General features: G+C 60.4%; 21 protein-coding genes and 1 other RNA gene. 2 read left to right on the top strand and 20 right to left on the bottom strand.

Annotated features, from left to right (window positions below; translation table 11 throughout):
* Nucleotides 1–132: 132 nt before the first annotated feature.
* The 4 genes from ftsZ to FHW77_RS06515 all read right to left on the bottom strand — a co-directional run bounded on the left by ftsZ (nt 133) and on the right by FHW77_RS06515 (nt 5,153).
* The gene (ftsZ, locus tag FHW77_RS06530) at nt 133–1,887 is read right to left on the bottom strand and encodes a cell division protein FtsZ (protein ID WP_004442782.1); all 1,755 of its coding nucleotides are present in this window, start codon (nt 1,885–1,887) and stop codon (nt 133–135) included.
* Nucleotides 1,888–1,978: 91 nt separating this feature from the next.
* Nucleotides 1,979–3,310: a cell division protein FtsA gene (ftsA, locus tag FHW77_RS06525; RefSeq protein ID WP_004442783.1), complete on the bottom strand. Its 1,332-nt coding sequence runs from the start codon at nt 3,308–3,310 to the stop codon at nt 1,979–1,981.
* Nucleotides 3,307–4,239, bottom strand: a complete 933-nt coding sequence (locus FHW77_RS06520; RefSeq protein ID WP_004442784.1) for a cell division protein FtsQ/DivIB — start codon at nt 4,237–4,239, stop codon at nt 3,307–3,309. Before FHW77_RS06520 ends, ftsA begins: the two co-directional genes overlap by 4 nt.
* A complete protein-coding gene (locus FHW77_RS06515; RefSeq protein ID WP_004442785.1) occupies nt 4,227–5,153 on the bottom strand; it encodes a D-alanine--D-alanine ligase in 927 nt (308 codons plus the stop codon). Before FHW77_RS06515 ends, FHW77_RS06520 begins: the two co-directional genes overlap by 13 nt.
* A 237-nt stretch (nt 5,154–5,390) precedes the next feature.
* On the opposite strand from FHW77_RS06515, the gene FHW77_RS26650 reads away from it, so the two are divergent.
* The gene (locus FHW77_RS26650; RefSeq protein WP_004442786.1) at nt 5,391–5,519 is read left to right on the top strand and encodes a hypothetical protein; all 129 of its coding nucleotides are present in this window, start codon (nt 5,391–5,393) and stop codon (nt 5,517–5,519) included.
* A gap of 175 nt (nt 5,520–5,694) precedes the next feature.
* Complete coding sequence (locus FHW77_RS06510; RefSeq protein WP_004442787.1) at nt 5,695–6,999, top strand: MFS transporter; 1,305 nt, start codon at nt 5,695–5,697, stop codon at nt 6,997–6,999.
* A gap of 89 nt (nt 7,000–7,088) precedes the next feature.
* On the opposite strand, the gene murB is transcribed toward FHW77_RS06510, so the two are convergent.
* From murB to FHW77_RS06430, 16 genes are all read right to left on the bottom strand, one after another.
* Complete coding sequence (gene murB / locus FHW77_RS06505; protein ID WP_004442789.1) at nt 7,089–8,054, bottom strand: UDP-N-acetylmuramate dehydrogenase; 966 nt, start codon at nt 8,052–8,054, stop codon at nt 7,089–7,091.
* Nucleotides 8,051–9,466: a UDP-N-acetylmuramate--L-alanine ligase gene (gene murC, locus FHW77_RS06500; RefSeq protein ID WP_004442790.1), complete on the bottom strand. Its 1,416-nt coding sequence runs from the start codon at nt 9,464–9,466 to the stop codon at nt 8,051–8,053. Before murC ends, murB begins: the two co-directional genes overlap by 4 nt.
* Nucleotides 9,463–10,599 (bottom strand): undecaprenyldiphospho-muramoylpentapeptide beta-N-acetylglucosaminyltransferase, encoded by a 1,137-nt coding sequence (gene murG / locus FHW77_RS06495; RefSeq protein ID WP_004442793.1) that lies wholly within the window; start codon nt 10,597–10,599, stop codon nt 9,463–9,465. Before murG ends, murC begins: the two co-directional genes overlap by 4 nt.
* A gap of 6 nt (nt 10,600–10,605) precedes the next feature.
* Entirely contained in the window at nt 10,606–11,760 is a 1,155-nt protein-coding gene (ftsW, locus tag FHW77_RS06490; protein WP_004442795.1) for a putative lipid II flippase FtsW, read from the bottom strand.
* A 5-nt stretch (nt 11,761–11,765) separates the two neighbouring features.
* Nucleotides 11,766–13,175, bottom strand: coding sequence for a UDP-N-acetylmuramoyl-L-alanine--D-glutamate ligase (gene murD, locus FHW77_RS06485; protein ID WP_004442796.1), 1,410 nt, complete (start codon nt 13,173–13,175; stop codon nt 11,766–11,768).
* Between the two features lie 3 nt (nt 13,176–13,178).
* Entirely contained in the window at nt 13,179–14,279 is a 1,101-nt protein-coding gene (gene mraY / locus FHW77_RS06480; RefSeq protein ID WP_003522196.1) for a phospho-N-acetylmuramoyl-pentapeptide-transferase, read from the bottom strand.
* Between the two features lie 23 nt (nt 14,280–14,302).
* A complete protein-coding gene (locus FHW77_RS06475; protein WP_004442800.1) occupies nt 14,303–15,736 on the bottom strand; it encodes a UDP-N-acetylmuramoylalanyl-D-glutamyl-2,6-diaminopimelate--D-alanyl-D-alanine ligase in 1,434 nt (477 codons plus the stop codon).
* Nucleotides 15,733–17,202 (bottom strand): UDP-N-acetylmuramoyl-L-alanyl-D-glutamate--2,6-diaminopimelate ligase, encoded by a 1,470-nt coding sequence (locus FHW77_RS06470; protein WP_182590362.1) that lies wholly within the window; start codon nt 17,200–17,202, stop codon nt 15,733–15,735. Before FHW77_RS06470 ends, FHW77_RS06475 begins: the two co-directional genes overlap by 4 nt.
* 57 nt (nt 17,203–17,259) lie before the next feature.
* Nucleotides 17,260–19,002, bottom strand: coding sequence for a peptidoglycan D,D-transpeptidase FtsI family protein (locus FHW77_RS06465; protein WP_004442804.1), 1,743 nt, complete (start codon nt 19,000–19,002; stop codon nt 17,260–17,262).
* On the bottom strand, nt 19,002–19,559 hold the full coding sequence (gene ftsL, locus FHW77_RS06460) for a cell division protein FtsL (protein ID WP_004442805.1): 558 nt from the start codon (nt 19,557–19,559) through the stop codon (nt 19,002–19,004). Before ftsL ends, FHW77_RS06465 begins: the two co-directional genes overlap by 1 nt.
* A 1-nt stretch (nt 19,560) precedes the next feature.
* Nucleotides 19,561–20,586: a 16S rRNA (cytosine(1402)-N(4))-methyltransferase RsmH gene (gene rsmH / locus FHW77_RS06455; RefSeq protein WP_044459621.1), complete on the bottom strand. Its 1,026-nt coding sequence runs from the start codon at nt 20,584–20,586 to the stop codon at nt 19,561–19,563.
* Nucleotides 20,587–20,600: 14 nt separating this feature from the next.
* On the bottom strand, nt 20,601–21,041 hold the full coding sequence (mraZ, locus tag FHW77_RS06450) for a division/cell wall cluster transcriptional repressor MraZ (RefSeq protein WP_004442807.1): 441 nt from the start codon (nt 21,039–21,041) through the stop codon (nt 20,601–20,603).
* Between the two features lie 401 nt (nt 21,042–21,442).
* Nucleotides 21,443–21,845, bottom strand: an RNA gene (gene rnpB / locus FHW77_RS06445) — RNase P RNA component class A.
* A 56-nt stretch (nt 21,846–21,901) separates the two neighbouring features.
* Entirely contained in the window at nt 21,902–23,092 is a 1,191-nt protein-coding gene (locus FHW77_RS06440; protein WP_044459622.1) for an NAD(P)/FAD-dependent oxidoreductase, read from the bottom strand.
* Between the two features lie 60 nt (nt 23,093–23,152).
* A complete protein-coding gene (locus tag FHW77_RS06435; RefSeq protein WP_004442809.1) occupies nt 23,153–24,340 on the bottom strand; it encodes an FAD-dependent oxidoreductase in 1,188 nt (395 codons plus the stop codon).
* Between the two features lie 88 nt (nt 24,341–24,428).
* Nucleotides 24,429–24,968 (bottom strand): lytic transglycosylase domain-containing protein, encoded by a 540-nt coding sequence (locus tag FHW77_RS06430; protein ID WP_004442810.1) that lies wholly within the window; start codon nt 24,966–24,968, stop codon nt 24,429–24,431.
* Between the last annotated feature and the right edge of the window lie 145 nt (nt 24,969–25,113).

The following is a 25,113-nucleotide window of genomic DNA, read 5'->3' as shown; positions in this document are numbered from 1 at the left end:
TCACTGTTCGTTTCGGATTGTTACATGCGTAAGTAGCTGACAACGCTAATTAATTTAGTGTTAATAACGTAAAATAAACAAAACGCCCGGATCGTCGGATCCGGGCGTTTCGAGAGGCTAATGGAATCGCCCTCAGTTGGACTGGCGGCGCAGGAAGGCCGGGATTTCCAGCTGGTCATCATCGTGGTGGCTGGACGATGCAGGCGTTGCACGGCCGTGATCGTCGAGCTGGCCGCGACGCGGTGCGTAGAGGCTTGCTTCCGGCGAAAGCGGTGCGCGGCGCTGCGGCGCCATGCTCGGCGCATCCATCATGTCGGAAGGAACTTCTTCTTCTTCGCGGCGACCAAGCGAGTTGGTGATGCGCTTCAGAAGACCCATCGGGCCACGCTCTTCCTGGGCAGCAGGAGCGGCATGGGTGCGGTGGTCCAGCTCGGCCTTCACGACCGGCGGGAAGTCTTCGACCTTCGGCATTCGAACCGGCTCAGGCTGGCGGGCAACCGGTGCAGGTTCCTGATAGACGGGAGCCTGCGGCTGCTGCATGCGCGGTGCCGGAGCAGCATGCTGTTCCGGAGCGTGATAGACCGGTGCCGGAGCAACCGGAGCCGGAGCGGCCTGCTGAACCGGCTGGGCCGGACGAAGTGCCGCCGGTGCTTCAGCCGGAGAGGATGCGAACAGCTTGCTCTGCGGACGGAAGTCCTGGGCCGGCTGCTGATGTGCGGCAAAACCGAGTTCACGTTCCATTTCGGCTTCTGCCGAACGGATGGTCTGGGCGATCGGGTCTACGGCCTTCGGTGCCTGCGAAACTGCGGCAGGCTGTACTGCGGCCGGAGCGGGAGCAACGGCCGCGGAAGGACGGATAAGCGGCTTTGCAGCGGCGGCTGCGGCGCGCATTTCGGCAACGTTCTGTTCGCCGACGCCTGCAACGCGGTCAATGCCGGTTGCAACGACGGAGACGCGGATGAGGCCTTCAAGCGCTTCGTCGAAGGTTGCGCCGAGGATGATGTTCGCATCCGGATCAACTTCTTCGCGAATACGGGTCGCAGCTTCGTCGACTTCGAAGAGGGTGAGGTCGCGACCGCCGGTGATGGAGATCAAGAGGCCCTGCGCACCCTTCATCGAGGTTTCGTCGAGCAGCGGGTTGGCGATCGCCGCTTCCGCAGCCTGCATTGCGCGGCCCGGACCGGAAGCCTCGCCGGTGCCCATCATCGCGCGGCCCATTTCGCGCATGACCGAACGGACGTCGGCGAAGTCGAGGTTGATGAGACCTTCCTTCACCATCAGGTCGGTAATGCAGGCAACGCCGGAATAGAGAACCTGGTCGGCCATGGCGAAGGCGTCCGCAAAGGTCGTCTTGTCATTGGCAATACGGAAGAGGTTCTGGTTCGGAATGACGATCAGCGTATCGACGGACTTCTGCAGTTCCTCGATGCCCTGTTCGGCAAGACGCATGCGGCGGCCGCCTTCGAAGTGGAAAGGCTTGGTGACGACGCCAACCGTCAGGATGCCCTTGTTGCGCGCAGCCTGCGCGACAACAGGAGCAGCACCGGTGCCGGTGCCGCCGCCCATGCCGGCGGTGACGAAGCACATATGCGTGCCGTTAAGGTGATCGATGATCTCGTCGATGCATTCTTCAGCGGCAGCGCGCCCGACTTCCGGCTGGGAACCGGCGCCGAGACCTTCAGTGACGTTGACGCCGAGCTGAATGACCCGATCTGCCTTCGTCATGGTCAACGCCTGGGCATCCGTGTTGGCGACAACGAAGTCGACGCCCTGGAGGCCAGCCGTGATCATGTTGTTGACAGCGTTACCACCACCGCCACCGACACCGAAGACGGTGATGCGTGGCTTCAGCTCTGTGATATCAGGCTTCTGCAGCTGTATCGTCATTTTAACATTCCTTCTTTCTCTGGCCGCATCGCCCCGCTGGCCGATTCTTGAAACTCAACTCTGAAACCTCCGGCTTGCGCCCCGAGGCTACTCAAAAACTCTCTTTCAGCCATTGCCCCACCCGGGCTATCCGGCCGCTACCGTTACCAAACGGCGAGAACATTCCGCCTTGCGCCGCATGAATTTCGATGTCCGCCACCTGCGGATAGATCATCAGTCCGCAGGCGGTTGAAAACGCCGGGCCCTTTGCCGCGACCGGAAGACCAGCCACGCCCATGGGGCGGCCGATGCGAACGTTGCGGGCAAGAATGCGCCGCGCCGTTTCCGGCAGCCCCGTCAGCTGGCTCGCGCCGCCGGTCAGGACGACGCGCTTGCCGACGATGGGGCTGAAGCCGGACTTCTGGATACGATCACGGATCAATTCCAGCGTCTCTTCGATACGTGCCCGCACGATGCGGGTAACCAATGCTCTTGAAACTTGCGATGGTTGATCGCGATCATCTTCGCCAATCGGCGGGATCGAAATCATGTCGCGCTCATCCGCGCCATTCAGCAAAGCCGAACCATGCACCACCTTCAGTCTCTCCGCATCTTCGATTCGTGTCGAGAGGCCTCGTGCAAGATCTGTCGTAACGTGATGGCCGCCAAGGCCGATCGCGTCCGTATGGATGAGCCGGCCCTCGGCAAAAACCGAGATCGTCGTCGTGCCGCCGCCCATGTCGATGGCGGCGCAGCCGAGTTCGACTTCATCGTCCACCAGTGCTGCTAGACCGCTGGCATAGGGCGTCGCGACCATGCCCTCGACGGACAGATGCGCGCGGTTGACGCAAAGTTCGAGGTTCTTCAGCGCCGTGCGTTCGACAGTCACCACATGCATGTCAACGCCGAGAAGATCGCCGTACATCGACAGCGGATCGCGGATACCGCGCTCGCCATCCAGCGAATAGCCCGTCGGCAGCGAATGCAGGATCGCCCGGTCCTGACGCATGGACTGCTGGCTTGCCGCCACCAGAACCTTGCGCAGATCGCTTGCTTCCACTTCCTGGCCGCCGAGATCGATGCTCGCGGTGTAGATATCGCTCGCCAGGCGGCCGGCGGAAACATTGACAATCAGGCTGTCGACGGTCAGGCCCGCCATGCGCTCAGCCGCATCGACTGAAAGACGGATGACGCCTTCCAGCGCGTCGAGGTCGGCAATCACGCCTGACTTCACGCCGCGCGAACGCTGGTGGCCGATGCCGATGATTTCGACCTTGTGGGTGCGGCCAGGCAGGATTTCGCTTTCCTGACGGGGCGTCAGCCGGCCGATCATGCACACGACCTTGGTCGAGCCGATGTCGAGCACCGAAACGATGTGGCTGCGCTTGGAAGAAAGCGGCTTCAGACGAGGCAGACCGAAATGGGAAGAACCGAAAAAGCTCATGTGTTCTTCTCCGCTTTCTTGAGAGCCTTGGTGCGCGCATCGACGGCAGCCTGGCGGCGTTCGGCGGCACCTTCGGTCAGTTGGATCGTCGTACGGTCGGACAGGCGCAGGTCCACGGCAGCGACATCGCGCGACAGAACTTTCTCTTCCAGATCGAGCCGCGCGAGCAATTGCAGCGCCTGCGGCAGGTTTTCTTCTGGTAGCTTGACGACGATGCCGTTGTCGAGATGCAGGTCCCAGCGGCGGCCGGCGATACGCACGTAGGCTCGGACGCGGCTGCGGATTTCCGGCCAGTCAGCCAGCTGCTCGACGAAACCGGCAGCACCGGTTTCCGCGTCGCGGCCCACGAAAAGCGGCAGCGAGGCAAACTTGTTGTCACGCAGCGGCGCAATGACACTGCCGCTCTTTTCGATCAGCGACAGCTCCGAGCCGTGCTGCCAGATGCCAAAAGCCTGACGCTCCTTCAGACGAACCTCGACCGTCTTCGGATAGATCTTGCGGATATCGACATCCTCAACCCAGGGAAGCTGCACCAGCTTGCGGCGCGCGGCGTCGATGTCGAGCGCGATCAGGGACGTGCTGCCATCGAGACCGAGAAGCTGGAAGACATCGATTTCGGAGGTCTGCAGGTTGCCGGAGACCTTCACGTCCTCAACGGCGAAACCGGCTGCGGAGGTCGTTGCCTGCGTGACGATATTCGTATGGCCGCCGAGCGACATGCCATAAAGCCCGGTCGCCGCATAAAAGGCGACGGCCGCAATCGTACCGGTATGGGCGGGAATGTGGATACGTCCCGTCGCAAGGCTGACGCCGAAACGCACGACGCGACGCAGCGGACGCGGCAACACCATACGATCGTCGGCACTGGCCGCCGCCGCGAATTGCTCGCGCTTTTTTGCCGTCGACTTTTTGCCGATCACCGCAAACACGAAGCGTCCTCCACCATCCAGCTGACAAGGTTACCAAAGGAGCGGCCAGCATGGGCCGCCATTTCAGGCACCAGGGAGGTCGGCGTCATGCCCGGCTGTGTATTCACTTCAAGCCAGATAACTTCGCCATCTTCTGAGAAACGGTCGTCGTAACGAAAGTCTGAACGGCTTACGCCACGGCACCCGATCGCCCGATGCGCCATAACCGCCAGTGTTTGAATTTTTTGGTAAATTTTCGGTGAAATTTCTGCGGGAATGACATGTTTCGAGCCACCAGCAGCGTATTTCGCATCGTAATCATAGAAATTGTGACCGAGCGGCACCACTTCGGTGACGCCCAGCGCCTCGCCGTCGAGCACCCCGCAGGTCAGTTCGCGCCCATGGATATAACGCTCGACCATGACATGGTCGCCGTATTTCCATTCAGAGGACGTGAGGATCTGCGGCGGGTGCGACTGATCTTCCTTGACGATAACGACGCCGAAGCTCGAGCCTTCACGCACCGGCTTCACCACATAAGGCGGCGCCAGCGGATGTTCGCTGGTGAAATCGAAGCGGTTCATGACTCGCTCGGCGGCGACAGGAATGCCGGCAGCAGCAGCAACCTTCTTGGCCTGCGCCTTGTCCATGGCAAGCGCCGAGGCGAGCACGCCGGAATGGGTATAGGGAATGGCGAGATATTCGAGGATGCCCTGAATGGTGCCGTCTTCGCCGAAGGGCCCATGCAGCGCGTTGAAAGCGACGTCCGGGCGCAGCGCATCAAGCACGGCGGCGACATCGCGGCCGACATCGACACGGGTGACCTTGTAGCCCTCGTCTTCCAGAGCCTGCGCGCAAGCGTTGCCCGACGACAGGCTGACCGGCCGCTCCGACGAAAATCCACCCATAAGAACAGCTACGTGCTTGCCGCTCATCGATACCTCTGACACCAACTCTCCGTTACGGACCACGCTCCGAACCGACCGGATTTCACAAACCGGTGATTCTGGCACATGACCCTTGAGACCAGTTAAACGCGATTAAGGTTAATGAATCGTTTACTTTCGTTAACCGCCGCGCCCAACATGCCGAGTTTGTTAAAGAATCAGCATTGATCCGAATTCCCTCCTTGGAATCAGAGAGTTGCGCGGAATGCAACATGCAGGTTTTCAATGATCGGAAATAAAACGACGCCGGCGCGTCTGCTGCCGCGCGACAAAGGCAAGGCCGAAACGTTAACAGACAGGATTATTCCCCAGGCAAATTATCTGCCGTTTCAGCGTTTTAAAACCGCGGCCTGAATCAGTCTCTCAATCGACGAACGTTCTCCAAGGCCGTGACCACACGTGTCGCCCTGACGGATCACATTATCTGCATTATTTCTTTTTTAGCATTCCATAAGAACAAAAATTGCGTTAACGCAGATGTCGCCTCCCAAGGCATGACATTGCAATCATCCAAAATGGAACCAATACCATGACCGACGCGATATCTCCGGTATCGCCGACCGCTGACAATTCGAACGCTGTAAAGACAAATTCGCCTGCACGAGTTCTCACTGCCAGTCTGGTCGGTACGACCATCGAGTTTTTCGATTTCTACGTTTACGCCACGGCCGCAGTGCTCGTGTTCCCGACATTGTTCTTCCCGAACAATGATCCGATGACGGCGCTTCTGGCGTCTTTCGCAACTTTCTCCATCGCCTTTTTCGCCCGCCCCCTCGGCGCCGTGGTCTTCGGCCACTATGGCGACCGCGTTGGCCGCAAGACGACGCTTGTCGCGGCGCTGCTGACCATGGGTGTCTCGACGGTCGTGATCGGCCTGCTGCCGTCATATGAGACGGCCGGCGTTCTGGCGCCGCTGCTGCTCGCACTTTGCCGCTTCGGCCAGGGCTTCGGTCTTGGTGGCGAATGGGGCGGTGCCGTCCTGCTCGCGACGGAAAACGCCCCTCCCGGCAAGCGCAGCTGGTACGGCATGTTCCCGCAGCTTGGCGCACCCGTCGGCCTGTTCCTCTCGTCAGGCGTGTTCTGGATCCTGCTGCACTTCATGTCGCAGGAAGCGCTTCTCAGCTGGGGCTGGCGCATTCCCTTCGTCGCCTCGATCATCCTGATCGCGGTCGGCATGTGGGTTCGCCTGTCGATCACCGAAACGCCCGACTTCCAGAAGGCCATCGAAAAGGAAGAACGTGTGGCCGTGCCGGTCGCGGAACTATTCCGCAACCACAAGCGCAGCCTCGTGCTCGGCACCTTTGTGGCGCTCGCCACCTTCGTGCTCTTCTACATCGGCACGGCCTATCTGCTCTCCTACAACGTCAAGGTCCTGAAAATTCCGTTCCTCGACGCGCTGGAAGTGCAGATCCTCGGCTCCGTCGTTTTCGGTATCTTCATTCCGATTGCCGGCAAGCTTGCGGAAAAATTCGGTCGCCGCGAAATTCTGATCCTGACGACAGTGCTGATCGGCCTGTTCTCCTTCCTGCTGCCCGGCCTGATGACCGGCAGCGAAGGCTCGATCTTCGTCTTCGCGGCTCTCGCGATGATGCTGATGGGCATGACCTACGGCCTGATCGGAACGGCGCTCGCCGCCCCCTTCCCGACCCGCGTCCGCTATACCGGCTCTTCGATCACCTTCAACATGGCCGGCATCTTCGGCGCGTCGCTGGCGCCTTACATCGCCACATGGCTGCAGGTGAACTACGGCATGGGCTATGTCGGCTATTACCTCTGCGTATCCGCGCTCATCACGCTGGCCTGCATTCTTCTGTCCCGCAAGGACGAAGTCTGAGTCCATAGATACCGACAGTAACAAAAAGCCCGCGAAACGAGAGTTTCGCGGGCTTTAATGTGTTTACATCTTAGCAAGGCCGACTGGCATCAAGCCCCCAGAAAAGGCTCCACTTCACGACCGGGCATGAACAGCCCGAGCCGCTTGATTTCCCATTCCAGCCGGATGCCCGATTTGTCAAACACGCGCTTGCGGATGGTCTCGCCTAGATATTCCAGATCGTAACCGGTCGCATGGCCGGTATTGATCATGAAATTGCAATGCAGTGATGACATCTGCGCGCCGCCGATCACAAGACCACGACCGCCCGCCTCATCGATAAGCTCCCATGCGGAATGACCTTCGGGGTTCTTGAAGGTCGAGCCGCCGGTCTGTTCGCGGATTGGCTGCACGGTTTCGCGGTGATGACGCACCGCATCCATATCGGCGCGGATTTTCGCCTTGTCCTCGGGATAGCCCTCGAAGAGCGCACCGGTGAAGATCAGGCCTGCGTCGGCGCCGGAATGACGATAGCTGTAGCCCATATCGGCATTGGAAAGCACATGCTGGTTGCCCTGACGGTCGACCGCGTAGACTTCCACGACACGTTCACGCGTCTCGCCGCCGTTTGCGCCCGCATTCATGCGCAGCGCTCCGCCGATGGAGCCCGGAATGCCGTAATAGAAGTGGAAGCCGCCAATGCCATTATCCATGGCCATGGCTGCAATATGCTTGTCCGGGCAGATCGCGCCCGCCTTGATGCGGTTTTCACCGGCAAGCTCCACCTGACCGAAGCCCTTGGCGGACAGGCGCACGACCACGCCCGGAATACCGCCGTCACGCACCAGAAGGTTCGAGCCGACGCCAACCACGGTCAGCGGCACATCTTCCGGCAGAATTTTCAGGAAGGCAATCAGATCATCCGTATCGTGCGGCTGGAACATCACCTCCGCAAGACCGCCGGCTCTGAACCACGTCACGCGGTCCATAGGCGCATCCGGTGTCAGACGTCCCCGCAATTCCTTTACCCCGTCGCCGAGCCTCCCCAGCAATTTAACCCCATCGACCTGTCTCATTCAGACTTTCCTGATATGCTCTTCAATTCCGAAGGCAGCGACGCTGCCCATTGCGTGATATTCCCAGCCCCCAAGAGAACCACGAAATCACCCGGATTCGCAATGGCTGCGACCTGTGACGCAAGGTCCTCCCGCTTTTCGAGGAAACGCGCGTCACGGTGGCCAGCGGCCTTGATGGCCGAAACCAGCGCTTCGGAGCTTGCGCCTTCGATGGGATCTTCGCCCGCTGCATAAACCGGAGCAAGAAGAATCGTATCGGCATCGTTGAAACAATGCGCGAAATCATCAAACAGGCTCGAAAGACGGCTGTAGCGGTGTGGCTGGTGCACGGCGATGATGCGGCCCTTGCAGGCTTCCCGCGCCGCCTTCAGCACAGCCTTGATCTCGACCGGGTGGTGACCGTAATCGTCAAAAACCTGCACCCCGTTGGCTTCACCCGTCAGCGTGAAACGTCGCTTGACGCCACCGAAGGAGGCAAGCCCCTTCTTGATGTCGGCTTCCGAGATGCCTAGACGATTGGCAACCGCGATTGCCGCTGTCGCATTCGAAACGTTATGGCGGCCGGGCATCGGCAGGACGAGGTCCTTGAAAGAGAAAATCTTGCCGGTGCGGCGACGGCGGATTTCCACGTCGAAGACCGAGCGCGTACCGTCGATGCGGACATTCGAAAACCGCACGTCGGCCTGCGGGTTCTCGCCATATGTGATGACTTTGCGGTCTTCGATGCGGCCAACCAATGCCTGCACTTCGGGATGATCGAGGCACATGACGCCGAAACCGTAGAAAGGCACGTTCTCGACGAACTGACGGAATGCGGCGCGTACGGCATCGAAATTGCCGTAATGGTCGAGATGTTCCGGATCGATATTGGTGATGACGGCGACGTCGGCCGGCAGCTTCAGGAAAGTGCCGTCGGACTCGTCGGCCTCCACCACCATCCACTCACCCTCACCCATGCGGGCATTGGTGCCATAGGCATTGATGATGCCGCCATTGATGACGGTCGGGTCGAGATTGCCGGCTTCTAGGAGCGTGGCGACCATGGAGGTCGTCGTCGTTTTGCCGTGCGTGCCGCCGATGGCGATGGCGTTACGGAAGCGCATCAGCTCGGCCAGCATTTCCGCGCGGCGCACGATCGGCAGGTGCTTTTCCCGCGCGGCGACGAGCTCCGGATTGTTCTTCTTGATCGCGGTCGAAACGACGACGACCTCTGCATCGCCGATATTGTCAGCCGTGTGGCCCACAAAAACCTCGATGCCCTTGTCACGCAGACGCTGCACATTGGCGCTGTCGGCCTGGTCCGATCCCTGTACCCGGTGGCCGAGATTGTGAAGCACTTCGGCAATGCCGCTCATGCCGATCCCGCCTATGCCGATGAAATGCACAAGGCCTATGGCTTTCGGCATCTTCATGCCCCAACTCCTTCAATGTTCTTCTTGAATTCCTGTACGGACCGGCCGGAGGCAATCGCCTCCACCAGATCGGCCAGCACATCCGCCGCGTGCGGTTTGCCGGTTGCCTTCGCCGCCGCCGCCGTTGCGGAAAGCCGCTCGGGTTCGGCAAGCGCCGAGGACAGCAGGCCAGAGAGCTTCTGCGGCGAGAGCTCCGCCTGCTTGATGACGCTTGCCCCACCCGCCGCCGAAAGCGCAGCCGCGTTCGCCGCCTGATCATGATCCAGCGCATGCGGATAAGGCACGAGGATCGACGGACGGCCGATCACCGAAAGCTCCGATACCGTCGAAGCGCCCGAGCGGCTGATGACCAGATCGGCCTCGCCGATACGCGACGCCATATCGCCGAAGAAGGGCGAAACATCCGCCTTCACGCCGAGCTTCTGGTAGGACGCGATGACGCTGTCCTTGTCTTCCGGCCGCGCCTGCTGGGTGACGACGATGCGCTTGCGCTGCTCGTCTTTCAGGAGGCAGATTGCGGCGGGTACCGCGCTCGAGAAAAACTGCGCGCCCTGGCTGCCGCCAAAGACAACGAGCTGGAAAGGCTCGCCTGTCTGCGAGGCCGTGTAGGGTATTTCAGATGCCGCCAGCACCGCTGGGCGCACCGGATTACCGGTCGCGACGGTCTTGTCGGAATATTGACCATTGGCGGGCGGCAGGAAGCCGCCGGCAATTGCCTTTACCCGCCCGGCAAGTGCCTTGTTGGCGCGGCCCATCACGGCGTTCTGTTCGTGAATGATCGACGGCACTCCAAGCCCGGTGGAGGCCAGCAGCGGCGGCACGGTCGGATAGCCGCCGAAACCGACAACCGCGACCGGCTTCAGTTTTGCGACCAGCCGACGCGCCGCGCGCAGGCCAACCCAGAGCTTCCAGAGCGAACCCGCCACGGAAATTGGGTTTTTGGAGCCGATGGTGGCAGACGGAACCACATGAATTTCATCTGCCGGAAACTTGCCCGCATAACGCTCGGCGCGACTGTCGGTGACGAGATGCACCTGATAACCGCGTGCCTTCAGCGTATGCGCCAGCGCTTCTGCCGGAAACACATGGCCGCCGGTTCCACCGGCGGCAAGAAGAACAATACCCTTGCTCATGATCGTTTACTCCGCGGGAACGCCGGAACCAACGCGGAAGAAACTCCGCTCCTGCGCCCGCTTTTCGGGTCTGTGGCGTGTCAATGCCAGAAGGAAACCGGCGGTCACGCATATCGCCATCATTGACGAACCACCATAGGAAATCAGCGGCAAGGTCATGCCCTTGGCAGGCATCAGTTCCAGATTGACGCCGATATTGATCATCGACTGCATGCCGATCTGCAGCACAAGGCCAGCCACGGCGAAGCGGCAGAAATCGTCCTTTTCCTTGAAGGCGTGCGACAGGCCGCGCAGCACGATGAAGGCGAAGATGGCAACAAGAAACATGCAGAAAACGATGCCGAATTCTTCCGCCGCAACCGAGAAGATGAAGTCGGTATGGCTATCGGGAATGATGCGCTTGACGATACCCTCACCCGGTCCGCGACCGAACCAGTCGCCACGAATGATCGCTTCACGCGCCGTGTCCACCTGGAACGTGTCGCCCTCACCCGTCCAGAAACGGTCGATACGGCCGGCCACGTGCGGCAGCATGAGGTAGGCGGAGATGATGCCGCCGACGCCGAGACCACCGAGCATGATGATCCAGAACCACGGCACACCCGCCATGAAGAACATGCCGCCCCAGACAACGGAAGTCAGGATCGTCTGGCCGAAGTCAGGCTGGGCGATGAGAAGTGCGGCCACGATTCCGAAGGTGATGATCGCAAAGAGATTGCCCGGAATTTCCGGATGGCGCGCCCGCTCTGCAAAAAGCCATGCGCAGACGATGACGAAAGCCGGCTTCATGAATTCCGACGGCTGGATCGAGAAAGTGCCGATGGAAATCCACCGCCGCGCGCCCTTCACCTCGATGCCGAAGAACAGTGCAAAGATCATCATCAGCAGCGAGGCGATCAGCATGATGACCGCCACGCGGCGCACCTGGCGCGGCGACAGGAAGGACAAGCCGACCATGATCGCCAGCGATGGCACCATGAACATGGCCTGACGCTCAACGAAAAAGAAGCTGTTGAGGCCGATACGCTCGGCAACGGCCGGCGACGCCGCGAAGGACAGCATCAGGCCGATGCCCATCAGCGCGATGAATGCCGCCAGAAAGAAACGGTCGATGGTCCAGAACCATTCCGCGACCGGACCGCGATCAACTCGGCTTACCATGGCCTTCAGCCCCCTTTTCCAGAGTGAACGAGCATCGTCATGCCATCGAGCGCCGCGACCTGCGCGACAAACGAATCACCTCTGACTTCAAAGTTCTTATATTGATCGAAACTTGCGCAAGCCGGGGACAACATCACGATATTGCCGGGCGTCGCGTCTTTTTCCGCATCCGCCGCCGCATGCTGCACGGCCTTGTCCAGGGTGCCGGATATTTCGTAGGGCACCGCTTCACCGAGCGTCGCTGCAAATTCCGCCGCCGCCTCGCCGATCAGATAGGCTTTTGCAATGCGCGGGAAAAGCGGTGAAAGGCTGGCAATCCCGCCGGCCTTCGGCAGACCGCCGGCAATCCAGTAAATGCGGTCAAAGCTCGAAAGCGCAGGTGCCGCCGCATCGGCATTGGTGGCCTTGCTGTCATTGACGAAGGTGACATTGCCGCGTCGGCCAACCGGCTGCATGCGATGCTTGAGGCCAGGGAAGGATTTGAGACCTGCACGAACTTCATCCTCGGAAACACCGACTGCAAGGCAGGCCGCAATTGCCGCCGCCGCATTTTGCGCATTGTGGCTGCCGCGAAGCGTCTGGATACCATCGAGATCGACAAGTAGCGACGAAGTTCCCCCATGCGCCCGCAGGATGCGGCTGCCCTCGGCATAAAGACCTTCGGAAACGACATTGCGCTTGGAAATGCGCTCAACCCTGACGCCGGCACGCTCAACGCGATCGGCAATCAGCGTCGAGTAGCTGTCGTCGACACCGACAATCGCCGTGCCGCTGCCGGCAACAAGCCGTTCCTTGACGTCGGCATAGTGCTGCATCGTGCCATGCCGGTCGAGATGATCGGGAGTGAGGTTGAGAAGAATGCCGGCAGTCGGATTGATCGTGGGTGCCAGGTCAATCTGGTAGGACGAGCACTCAACAACGTAGAAGCGCTGCGCCTTAGGCGGATCGAGGCTCAGTACCGCCGTACCGATATTGCCGCCAAGCTGCGTATCGCGACCAGCCGATTTCAGAATATGTGCGATCAGCGCCGTGGTGGTCGACTTGCCGTTGGTCCCGGTAATCGCAATGAAGGGGCAATCCGGCGCGTGGGCACGACGTTCTCGGACAAAGAGCTCGATATCGCCGATGATCTCGACGCCGGAGGCTTTCGCCAGATCGACGGACCAGTGCGGCTTCGGATGCGTCAGCGGCACGCCCGGTGCCAGCACGAAGGAGGAGAAACTCGACCAGTCAATCGTCCGAAGATCCGCCGTCTTGATGCCCTCGGCCTCGGCCTTTGCGACACTGTCGGGATTATCATCGAAAGCCACGACGTCGGCACCGCCGGCGACCAGCGCCCGGGCCGTGACAAGACCCGAACCGCCGAGCCCGAAAAGAACGACTTTCTTACCCTTGAACGACGTGACCGGGATCATCGCTCACCTCAGCTTCAGGGTAGCGAGGCCAAGCAGCGCGAGGCCAACGGAAATGATCCAGAAACGGATGACCACCTGGCTTTCCGTCCAGCCCTTTTTCTCGAAATGGTGATGGATCGGCGCCATCAGGAAGACGCGCCTGCCGGTGCGCTTGAACCAGAAGACCTGGATGATGACCGACAGGGTTTCCATGACGAAGAGACCGCCGACGATGACCATGACGATCTCGTGCTTGGTGGCGACTGCGATGGAGCCGATCAGGCCACCCAGCGCGAGCGAACCCGTATCGCCCATGAAGATGGCGGCGGGCGGCGCATTAAACCACAGAAAACCGAGGCCGGCACCGATGACGGCGCCGACAATAACGGCGAGTTCACCCGTGCCGGGCACGAAATTGATCTGCAGGTAATTGGCAAAAACGGCGTTACCGGCGAGATAGGCGATCACACCGAAAGTGGCGGCCGCGATCATGACCGGCACGATGGCGAGCCCGTCGAGACCGTCGGTCAGGTTCACCGCATTCCCCGCGCCGACGATGACGAAAGCACCGAACAGCACGAAGAAATAACCGAGATTGATCACAAATTCCTTGAAGAAGGGAAAAGCGATGGAGCTGCCGAGCGTGCCGCCATGCGGTGCCGAGGCAAGCGCCATCTTCATCATGAAGAACACGGCAATCGCCGCGATCAGGAATTCGATGCCGAGACGAGCCTTGCCGGAAAAACCCTTGTCGCTCTGTTTCGTCACTTTCAGATAATCGTCGTAGAAGCCGATGGCTCCGAAACCAAGCGTCACCATTAGAACGGCGACGACATAGACATTCGACAGGTCGCCCCACAGAAGCGAACCGCCGAGAATGCCGGCGAGGATCATCAAGCCGCCCATGGTCGGGGTGCCGGCTTTCTTGAAATGCGTCTGCGGCCCATCGGCGCGAATCGGCTGGCCTTTGCCCTGGCGCACGCGCAGCGAATTGATGATGGCCGGTCCAAACAGGAAGACGATCAACGCAGAGGTGAACATCGCCGCCCCCGCCCGGAAGGTGATGTACCGGAACAGGTTGAAGATTTGAATTTTATCCGACAGTTCGACGAGCCAGATCAGCATAATTGCCCTTTCAAAAGGCTATTTCAGACTTGGCGTTCCGTCTCGGGGAATGCCGGATACTTGTCAAGCAGGGCGGCGACAATCTTGCCGAAACCAAGCCCAAGTGACGATTTTACCATCAGCGCGTCTCCCGGTTGCACCCATTGCAGGGCGAAATCGGTGAGTTCCGCCGTCGTCGGGAACCAGATGACGGTGACGCTGTCAGGCAGCGCGTCCCGCAAAGCGGCCATCGCCTCGCCTGCCAGCCACACATGTTCGATACCCGCCGCAAGCAATGGCCCGGCCAATTCCTCATGCAGTTGTGCCGAAAATTCGCCCATCTCCAGCATGTCGCCGAGGACGGCAACGCGACGGCCATGGCCCTGCGTCGGCGTTTCCGCCAGCACCGCGATCGACGCCCGCATGGAGGCAGGATTGGCGTTGTAGCTTTCATCGATCAGAAGGAAGGAGCCGCCGTTGATCTGCAGATGGTGGCGCTGGCCACGCCCCTTCACCGCCTCAAGCGATCCCAGCGCTTCGAAAGCACGGTCGAGATTGGCGCCCGTGATCGCCACTGCGCCAAGCACCGCCATCGCATTGTCCGCAATGTGCCGGCCCGGAATGTTGAGATGCAGCTCGCTGGTTTCGCCGTTCAGGATCGCCCAGATCGTCGAGCCAGTCGTCGTGCTCTCGAAATCCGCGAGGCGGAAATCCGCCTTGGCATGCTGACCGAAGGTCAGGATGTGTTCGATGCCCTGCTCCTGCGCGGCCTCTTCAAGCTGCTCGAACTGGGCATTGTCACGATTGAGGATGACGGAACCGCCCTGCTCCACGCCCTCGAAAATCTCCGCCTTGGCGGCGGCGATCTCTTCGATGTTGTTGAAGTTGCCGAGATGGGCAGGCGCGATGGTGGTGATGATCGCCACATGTGGGCGGACCATCTTCACCAAAGGCCGGATTTCGCCGGAATGGTTCATGCCGATTTCGAACACGCCGAATTCAGTATCGGCGGGCATGCGGGCAAGCGTCAGCGGCACACCCCAATGGTTGTTGAAGGAAGCCACCGCCGCATGCACCCGGCCCGATGGCGCGAGCGCCTGCCGCAGCATTTCCTTCGTCGTCGTCTTGCCGACCGAGCCCGTCACCGCGATGATGCGCGCCGATGTTCTTTGACGCGCCGCGATGGCAAGCTTGCCAAGGGCTGCAAGAACATCTTCGACCACGATCATCGGCACCGTCAGGCGGCCGAGCGCTGGCAGCTTGGCTTCAGCAACGACCAGAAGTCCTGCCCCGTTGGCAACCGCGAAACTCGTATAGTCGTGACCGTCGACACGATCACCCTTGATGGCGAAGAAAGCTTCACCCGGCTTCACCGTCCGGCTGTCGATGGAAATGCCGGTGATTCCTGTCGGCAGGTTGCCCACCGGGCGTCCTGCGGTGATGGCGATCATATCGGCGACTGTCCATAACCAGCTCAAATTTTCGATCCTTCCAGCGCTGCCAGTGCAGTGCGCACCTGTTCATGATCGGAAAAAGGCAGTGTCACGGAGCCAACGATCTGCCCTTCTTCATGCCCTTTGCCCGCGACGATCAGCGTATCGCCATGCGACAGCATCGATACCGCATGGCGGATCGCCTCGGACCTGTCGCCAATTTCCAGAGCGTCGGGCGCCGCCGCCATCACCTCGGAGCGGATCGTCGCCGCGTCTTCCGAGCGCGGATTGTCGTCCGTGACGATGACGATGTCGGAAAGACGGGTCGCGACCTCGCCCATGATCGGGCGTTTGCCCTTGTCGCGGTCGCCGCCGCAGCCGAAAACGGTGATGATGCGGCCGGAGGTGAAGGGCCGGACCGAGGTCAGCACGTTTTCCAGCGCATCGGGCTTGTGGGCGTAATCCACATAGGCAAGCGCGCCGTTTTTCGTTTGTCCCACTAATTCGAGACGGCCGGCAGCGCCGACAAGCTTTTCGAGCGCCTTGAGCGCCGTTGCGGCGGGAACACCCGTCGACATGGCAAGACCGGCGGCAACAAGCGCATTGGCCACCTGGAAATCACCCGCGAGCGGGATATCGACTTCGTGGATGACGCCGTCATGATGCACTTCGATCATCTGCTTGTGGCGGAAATGCTCAACGCGCTTCAAAGCGAGATATTGCCCGTTCCGTCCGACGGTGCGGACATCGAGACCCGCTTCGCGCGCCGCATGAACCGCCTTGTCCGACCAAGGATCGTCGGCGAAGATCACGGCGGGAGCGCCTTTTTCCATCAGCGTACCGAAAAGCCGCATCTTCGCGGCCATGTAATCCTCGACGGTCGGATGGTAATCCATATGGTCGCGGCCAAGATTGGTAAAGCCGGCGGCAGAAAGGCGCACGCCATCGAGGCGGCGCTGGTCGAGACCGTGGCTGGAAGCTTCCATCGCCGCGTGGGTGACGCCCTCGCTCGCAAGCTCGGCCAGAAGCGCATGCAGCGTCACCGGATCGGGCGTCGTCAGCGCGCCATAATCCTCCCGGCCGGGAGCGATGACACCGGTTGTGCCGATCTGGGCTGCGGCATGGCCGGCGAAAGCCCAGATCTGCCGCACGAAGGAGGCAACCGAGGTCTTTCCCGCGGTGCCAGTGACGGCGACCATGGTTTCCGGTTGTTTTCCGTAAAAGCGGGAGGCGGCAAGGGAGAGATAAAGGCGTGGGTCGGTCACGACCAGAACCGGCACTTCGGCTTCCACCGCGTGCCCGGAAACAACGGCAACGGCACCCTTGGCAACCGCATCCTTTACATAGGTCGCACCATCAGCCTTGGTGCCAGAAACCGCAACGAACAGGCTGCCCGGCGCAGCCTTGCGGCTGTCTGCGGTGATCCCCCCGATTTCGATCGCCCCGATCTCAGACAGGAGCAATTCTTTCAATTCCGGAAACGCATTTCCGGATATATCTCGCAAATTCATCGACTGTTTCCGTCTTGTCCCCCCGGCACGAATCGCCGGAACATCATAAGCTAACAATCAATAAGACACGAGCAAGGCCGAGCCATCCTTGCCGAACTTCGGCTTCACACCCAGCACCGCCGCCGTGCGGCTGATGATATCGTGCACCATGGGTGCTGCGGACGTGCCGGCGAGTGCCGCGCCATTGCCCTTGTCGGTCTTCGGTTCGTCGATGAAGGACAGCACCACATATTGCGGATCATCCATCGGGAAAGCCGACAGGAAGGCGTTGAAGTTCTTGTCGTGCACATAACGGCCGTTGACGACCTTATCGGCCGTGCCGGTCTTGCCGCCGACGTTGAAGCCATCGACGCGCGCATTTCGGCCTGAACCGTTGACGCCGTTCCATTCGAAGAGGAAGCGCATATCCTTGCTGGCGCCGGGTTTCAGCACCTGCTTTGCCACCTGATCCGCCTGTTCACGGGTGCGCGGCAGGAAGGTCGGCTCGATGAGTTTGCCGCCATTGACGAGTGCCGCACCGGCAACCGCCGTCTGCAGCGGTGTGGTTGAAACGCCATGGCCGAAGGAGATGGTGATGGAGTTGATCTTCTTCCACTCACGCGGCTGCGAAGGCAGCGCTACTTCAGGCAGTTCGGTCTGCATGCGGGTGAGAAGACCAAGCCGCGTCAGGAATTCCTTGTGCCCTTCGGTGCCAACGGTATCGGCAATCTTGGCCGTACCGATATTGGACGAAAACTGGAAGATTTCCGGCACCGAGAGCATGCGGCCCTTGCCGTGGAAGTCCTTGATGGTGAAGCCGCCGATGCGGATCGGGTAACGCGCGTCGAACATATCACCGAGGCGGACGCGGCCCGAATCAAGACCCATGGCAATGGTGAAGGATTTGAAGGTGGAGCCCATTTCGAACGTGCCGTTCGACATGCGGTTGAGCCAGCCTTCTTTCGCGCCTTCGGCCGGGTTGTTCGGATCATAATCCGGCACCGAGGCCATGGCCAGCACTTCGCCGGTATGCACATCCAGAACCACGGCACCGGCGCCGATCGCCTGGAACTTGGTGATGGCCGAAGTCACGACTTCGCGCACGATGGACTGCACGCGCAGGTCGATGGAAAGCTTCACAGGCTCGAGCGGCTGATCGCTCGTCATGCCGAGCGCCGTGAGATCGGCAAGACCCTGGCTGTCGACGTAACGCTCCATGCCGGCAACACCGCGGTTGTCGATATTAACGTGACCGACGACATGCGCTGCGGTCGGCCCGCCGGGATAGAAGCGGCGTTTTTCCGGACGGAAGCCGATGCCGGGAATGCCGAGCGCGAGAATCTGGCTCTGCTGCTTTGGCGTCAACTGGCGGCGCAGCCACTGGAACCGCGAATTGGAGGAGAGCTTCTGATAGGTCGTGCGCTGGTCGAGATCCGGCAGGACGGTGCGCAGCTTTTCGATGGCCTCGTCAATATCGACGATACGATGGGGCTCGGCAAACAGCGAGACGGTGCGGATATCGGTGGCCAGCACCTCGCCGTTACGGTCGAGAAGATCAGGGCGCGACGCCATCAGCCTGTCGGCCGGCGCGATGCTCGACACCGTCTCCTGCTCTGCCATGCCATATTGCACCAGACGGCCGCCGACGACGGCGTAAAAGGCGACGAAACCGAAAATGAGAAGGCCGACGCGGCTTTTCGCCTGCGCCGCGCGCTTCTTGCGCGCGCCTTCAAACGCCGCATGATCGGTGTGGATGCCGGTCGTGCTGGCGGAAAAGTGAGCCTTGCTCTTCAAAACCATGGCGCGGGAGAGAAAAGACATCAGCGGTTCACCGATCCTGTTATCGTGTCGTCCATGTCGGTTTCATCACCGGCGGTGGCGGAGGCAACGGGCACGGGTGCCGGTGCCGGGCGAGAAACACGGGCACGCGGCGTAGGCACCGGCACGCCGTTGACGGCAATCTGGCCTGCCGGCGGTGATTTTGGCTTGGAAGCGCCACCCAGCGTCGCGCCGGGTTTGGAGCCATTGACGGCAGCGGCGATGACATCCTCGACGCTCATGCCTTCAGGCTCGGGAGGCTGCGGCAATTGCGAACGCAGCATCGGCAGCTCGCGCGGCTGCGCCAGTTGCGTCGGCAGTGTCGGCGAAAGACCGAGTTCCGTTTGATAGGCATTGACGAGACGGTGCAGACGGTTCGGCTGCGTCAGCAGCGCCCAGTCAGCGCGCAGGAGATCGATCGTATCTTTCTCAAGCTTGATTTCCGCCTCCAGCTTGCGGACCTCCTCAAGCTTGAGATCGGCCTTGTGCTTGATCGAATAGGTCACGACCGCCGCAGCGACCATGACCCCCATCAAGATGACATCGAAAGTGCGCAGCATATCAGCCTCCCATCTTTTCAAGGCTGGCGAGATCGGGAAGCTCGAATATCGAGAAATCCGCAGCGCGCGCCGGTGCCGTGGTGCGCAGGCCCGCGCGGAGCTTGGCCGAACGGGCCCGCGGATTGAGCTCCGCCTCCTCGTCGCTGGCAGCAATCATCGGCTTGCCGATATTCTCGAAAATGGAGGGCTTGTCCTCCACCATCGGCAGATGCCGGGAACCGGCTGCCTTGCCCGAACGGTCGGAGAAGAATTTCTTGACGATACGGTCTTCCAGCGAATGGAAGGTGACGACGACCAGCCGACCTCCGGGCTTCAGAACCTGCTCGGCGGCAAACAATGCCTGCGCCAGCTCACCCAGCTCATCATTGACGAAAACACGCAGCGCCTGGAAGACCCGCGTTGCCGGATGAATCTTGTCCTTGGCTTTCCGTGGCGTGACGATCTCGATCAGGCCCGCCAGATCGCGCGTGGTGCGGAAAGGCTCTTCCGCCCTCTTCTTCTCAATGGCGCGGGCAATGCGACCCGGCTGCTTTTCTTCCCCGAGAAAACCGAAGATGCGGATGAGATCACCAACCTTGGCGCGGTTGACGACATCGGCTGCCGAAACGCCGGAAGCGGACATGCGCATGTCGAGCGGGCCGTTCTTCTGGAAGGAAAAACCGCGCTCGGCCTCGTCGATCTGCATGGAGGATACGCCGATATCGAGAACGACGCCATCAAGGCCGCCCTCGGGCGCATGTTTCGCGAGATCGGAAAATTGCGATTGGATGAGCGAAAGCCGGCCGCCATTGGCTGCGACCATTGCCTGACCGCCGGAGATCGCCGTTGGATCGCGGTCTAGTGCGATGACATTTGCGCCGTGATCGAGAATGGCCTGGGTATAGCCGCCGGCGCCGAAAGTGCCATCCAGAATAATTTTGCCGGGGGCGGGTTCAAGCGCGCTGATGACTTCACGAAGCAGCACGGGGATATGGCGCTGAGGTCCGCCATCGGCATCAGAAGATCGTCCGCCAGAATTCGCCGCCATTGAGTGTCCCCGTCCTAGGCGGGGCGAGCAGCCGAAAAACCGCGCCCCGCTCTTGCTTCCGCCTGCGCCGCCAAAAACGCATCCGGTTGCCAAAGCTGAAAATGATCCGCTCGTCCGACGAAGGTGACCTCGGTAGAGATGCCGGTGAATTCCCGCACAAAATCCGTCACCATCAATCGACCTTCCTGGTCGAGCTTCATGAAAACACCGCCGCCGTGAACCAGCAGCGACATTGCGTTCGCTTCCGGCGAGAAGGCATCCATGGACGCAATCTGCCGCTCGTAGCGCTCCAGCAGATCCGGACCGCCGACACTGATTGCCGGAAACGCAAAATCCTGGAGACAGTAAAGCTCCTGAACGCCGCGCTTGGCCAGCACCGAACGAAACGGAGACGGAACCGAAACGCGCCCCTTGGCGTCGATCCTGTTCGTCACGTTCGATAAAAAGCGGTCCATTACTCAACTCGCCAAAACCGCATGCCGCAAAGCGATTCATCCGCCCCGCAGCCGACACCGGTACGCACGACACATCGCCAAGCGCCAGGGCGACATGCCCTGCAGCAGCCCCTTGCAGGCTCCTCACTCGTTTCAGCGATTGCGGGTCAAAAACACGACCCAATGTGGTGTGCATTTGGGATACCATGGGACACTATGGGCGTCAATGGGATGAAGCCGGCACGATACCGCCTTCGCATCGGAAATTCATAAGCCGTTAAGTTTAACGAATGGTTTACTTTGCGCGCAGCAACCCGCCTTCACGACGCAAAAATGCATCATGGAAAAATATATTTTCTTTTATGAAACAACAGGATGTCTTCATCCCGCCAAAATTTCCACCCTCGAAGCCGAAGAGGAAATTCGCCAGTTGGCCTGTAAGCCGGGTTCTGTATGGCCCCGGTTTGACCCGGAACGTGGCAGCCATTCATCTGGGACGGCATTTGCATGCCGCCTCGCGCAACCCACCCGGATGACGGGCCCGGAAACCGGCTGTGAACGGGCTTTCGCCCGCCCCGTGTCATCCCTATTCGGTCTTGCTCCCGGTGGGGTTTACCTTGCCGCCGCTGTTACCAGAAGCGCGGTGGGCTCTTACCCCACCCTTTCACCCTTACCATGCGGATGCATGGCGGTTTGCTCTCTGTGGCACTTTCCCTGGGGTCGCCCCCGCCGGACGTTATCCGGCACCGTATTTCCGTGGAGCCCGGACTTTCCTCACCTTACCGTCTTTCGACATTGGTAAAGCGCGGCTGCCCGGCCAACTGGCATGGGCTGCATAACCATGTTCCGCAGCGAAAGCCACCGAAAAGCGACGGCCAAGATTAAAGAAACGCGGGTTTGAAATCCGTCGAGAAAGCACCGTCGGCGATTTCTCCGTCTCGTAGCAGCAACGCGCCAAGCCGTCCGATCTCATCGGAGCTCTTGGCCGCCGTGCCGTTACCACCGGTCAGAACGGCGATGCGCGGCGAGGCTGTGAAACCAATGGCGGGATAACCGCTGCCGGTTTTGGAGACGACACAGGCGGCCATCGAGACACGCGAGAGATCGATGGCAGGCACCAGCGTTCCGACGATGTCAGCGAGATGATCCCGCACGCTTTCACGGCCGCCGGAGCGGAACCATTCCCGGATTTCCGGATCACTGCCGAGCCGCTTGTCATCGGGATCGCCGCCAATCTTCAGGTAGAATTTGCCATCGGGATAGCGGACCGGCGGCAGAAGATAGATATGTTTTGTCGTGTCGCGCGGCTCGTAGATCAGCGACGGCATGCCGGCATATTGATCCAGATCACCCTCATCTATCTCAAAGAAAGCAATGGTGCGTGCATAGACATCCAGCGCTACCGGCTGGGGCAACAGATCTTTGGTAATCGAGAAGCCGCCAGCCGCCACCAACACCCGGTCTGCGGTGTAAACCGCACCTGATGCCGTATGAACCGATGCCCGGCCACTTTCTTCCCGCGTGGAAACAACGATATCGTCGATCAGCGTAACACCCGCCTTTTCCGCCAGTATGGTCTGTGCTTTCACCAGCGCGCGGGGATTGACGTAACCGGCATTATTTCTCTCGAAGACGCCTTCGCAGCTCTGTTCGAAGGAGAAATAGGGAAAGCGGCTTTTCAGGCTCTGGTCATCCAGGAGTTCCGTGGAAACCCCGAGCCGAGCCGCCGCCTTCAGAACATCATCGACAAAGGGATTGGCGCCGCCCCGCTCAGGTCCAACCATCAGGCAGCCGACCGGCGCGTAAAACTCGACACCGCTGCGTGTGGCAATATCGCCATAACGTGCAATGGAACGGTTAGCGAGCAACGCCCAGTCGGCATCGCCATCGATGGTGCGGGTAATCCGCGCCTCGTCATAATGGCTGGCGAAGACGCCTTGATGCGATTTTATATCTGCAGGCTCACCGGGACCGATCAGCGCGACGCCATCCACTGTTTCGGCCAGATGGCGGGCGGCGGCGGCGCCCATCATGCCGCGGCCCACGACGATATATTTGAAATGTCCCGACATGCCGCCCCTCTTTACCCGCTCACTTCCGTCGAAACCTTTTAGCCGCTTCGCCCGAAAATGTCAGACGAAAACCGGGGCCATTTCGGCGGCGAACTCATCCTCTGCCAGCTGACCGTTCAAAAGCAGCACGGCTCCCAGCCGTCCGATTTCGTCCGAAGATTTGGCGGAAACGAAATTGCCGCCGGTCAGAACCGCGATGTTGGAAGATTGCGTATAGCCGATGTAGGGATAGCCGCTGCGGGTGATGGAGGCGACACAAGAGCCGGAGGTCACGGGGCAGCCGGCAAGCTCCGGCATCAGTGATAGCGCCCGCTTCTTCAAAAACTCCACCTCCTCAGGCGTGCCGTCCGAATGGAACCAGCCAACCGCTTCAGCCAGCGTTTCTAGCCTGCCCTTCTCGCTCTCGCCGCCGATCTTCAGATAGACCTTGCCGTCGGGATAACGCACCGGCGGCAGGATGTAGACGATGTCGTCCTCGGTCTCCGCGAGGACGATGGTGGATGGCATCGCTCCAAACAGGGCCTGCCTTGCCTCATCCAGTTCGAAAAACACGATGGTTCGGCCCGTTGCCGCCATATCGACCGGCGATGGAAGAAGTTCTGCCATGTTGGTAAAACCGCCGGCGGCTACGATGACCTTTTCGGCGGTGTGGATGGCCCCTTCGCGGGTCGAAACCTCAACGCCACGGGAGGTATCGCGAATATGCGCCACCGTCTCGCGCAGCAACCGTGCGCCCTGCGCTTCCGCAATGGCGCACTGCGCTTTCACCAGGGCGCGTGGATTGACGTGACCGGCATTCCGCGCCTCGAAATAACCGCCGTGATCGGCTGGCAGGGAGAACATCGAAAACCGGTCGGCAAGCACATCATGGCGCAGCGTCTCTATGCCAAGGCCTAGACGGTCGGCCGAGGAAAGGGCGCGCGAGACATAATCACCGGCAAGACCCTTGCCGTTGCCGGTGAACAGGCAGCCCGCTTCGGTGAAAAAGCGGATGCCGCTCTTAGCCTCGATCTCGGCATAACGGTGGATGGAACGTTGCGCCAGTTCCGCCCAGACGGGATCACCGTCAAACCCGCGAGTGATGCGCGCCTCGTCGTAATGGCTTGAGAACACGCCTTTATGGGTCTTGCGATCGGCGGGTTCACCCGGGCCGATCAGCGCCACGTCATCCGTTTGCACTGAGAGATGCCGCGCCGCAGCCGCTCCCATCATCCCGGCCCCGACGACGATATATTTGAAATCCGGCATGTCATGCTCCGTATCAGCTTTGCTTCTGACTACAGCATGCCGGGTGGAAGCGGAATCGCTTTTCGCAATTTCTCAGACGATGGAGGCCTCAGCCGGCCAGCAGCGCCTGCACCTTGCCGCAATAACGCTTGGAGACCGGGTTCATGCGGGTAGCGCCATGGCCGGCATTGTACCGCAGGATCGTGCTGCAAACCTGACCGCCGCCCAGCTGATGCGCCGTCGCCAGATATTGCATTCCCCAGCGAATATTGGTCTCGGGATCGTAGAGTGCCTTGGTCGTGCCGCGATAGCCCATCATCCGCGCCGTCGCCGGCTTGATCTGCATCAGCCCGACCTCGCCTGCGCTACCACGAGCCTTGGGGTTGAACTTGCTTTCAACCGAAACCACGGCATGCGCCAGATTGGTGGGAACGCCGTAACGCTTGGCATATTTGACGATCAGATCGGAATAATCGTTCCTGAGCGAAGAAGGCAGGCTCTTTTCTGGCATGGGATAACCGGGCTTGCGGAAGAAATTCTCCAGCGTCACGGTTTTGGTCTTCACGTCTTCGTCTTTGGCAAAAGCAATCCCCGCCTGCGAAGCGAGTACAGCAATACCCACTACGACAGCAACAACAACCCTGTTCATATGTAGAAAAAGTCTCCAGATCGGAGGACCGGAACAATGAATCGGCACAATTAGTCAACGCCCGGAAAGTCGATCGCGACTCTCCGCTGTCCGGTCTCCTTGATTGATATTGACGGCAGGTTCCCCTGAAGAACGTCACCGCATA

Source organism: Agrobacterium sp. RC10-4-1, from assembly GCF_014138475.1.
GTDB lineage: Bacteria > Pseudomonadota > Alphaproteobacteria > Rhizobiales > Rhizobiaceae > Agrobacterium > Agrobacterium pusense.
Note: the sequence above shows the minus strand (reverse complement) of the source record. Positions and strands in the feature narration are given on the sequence as shown.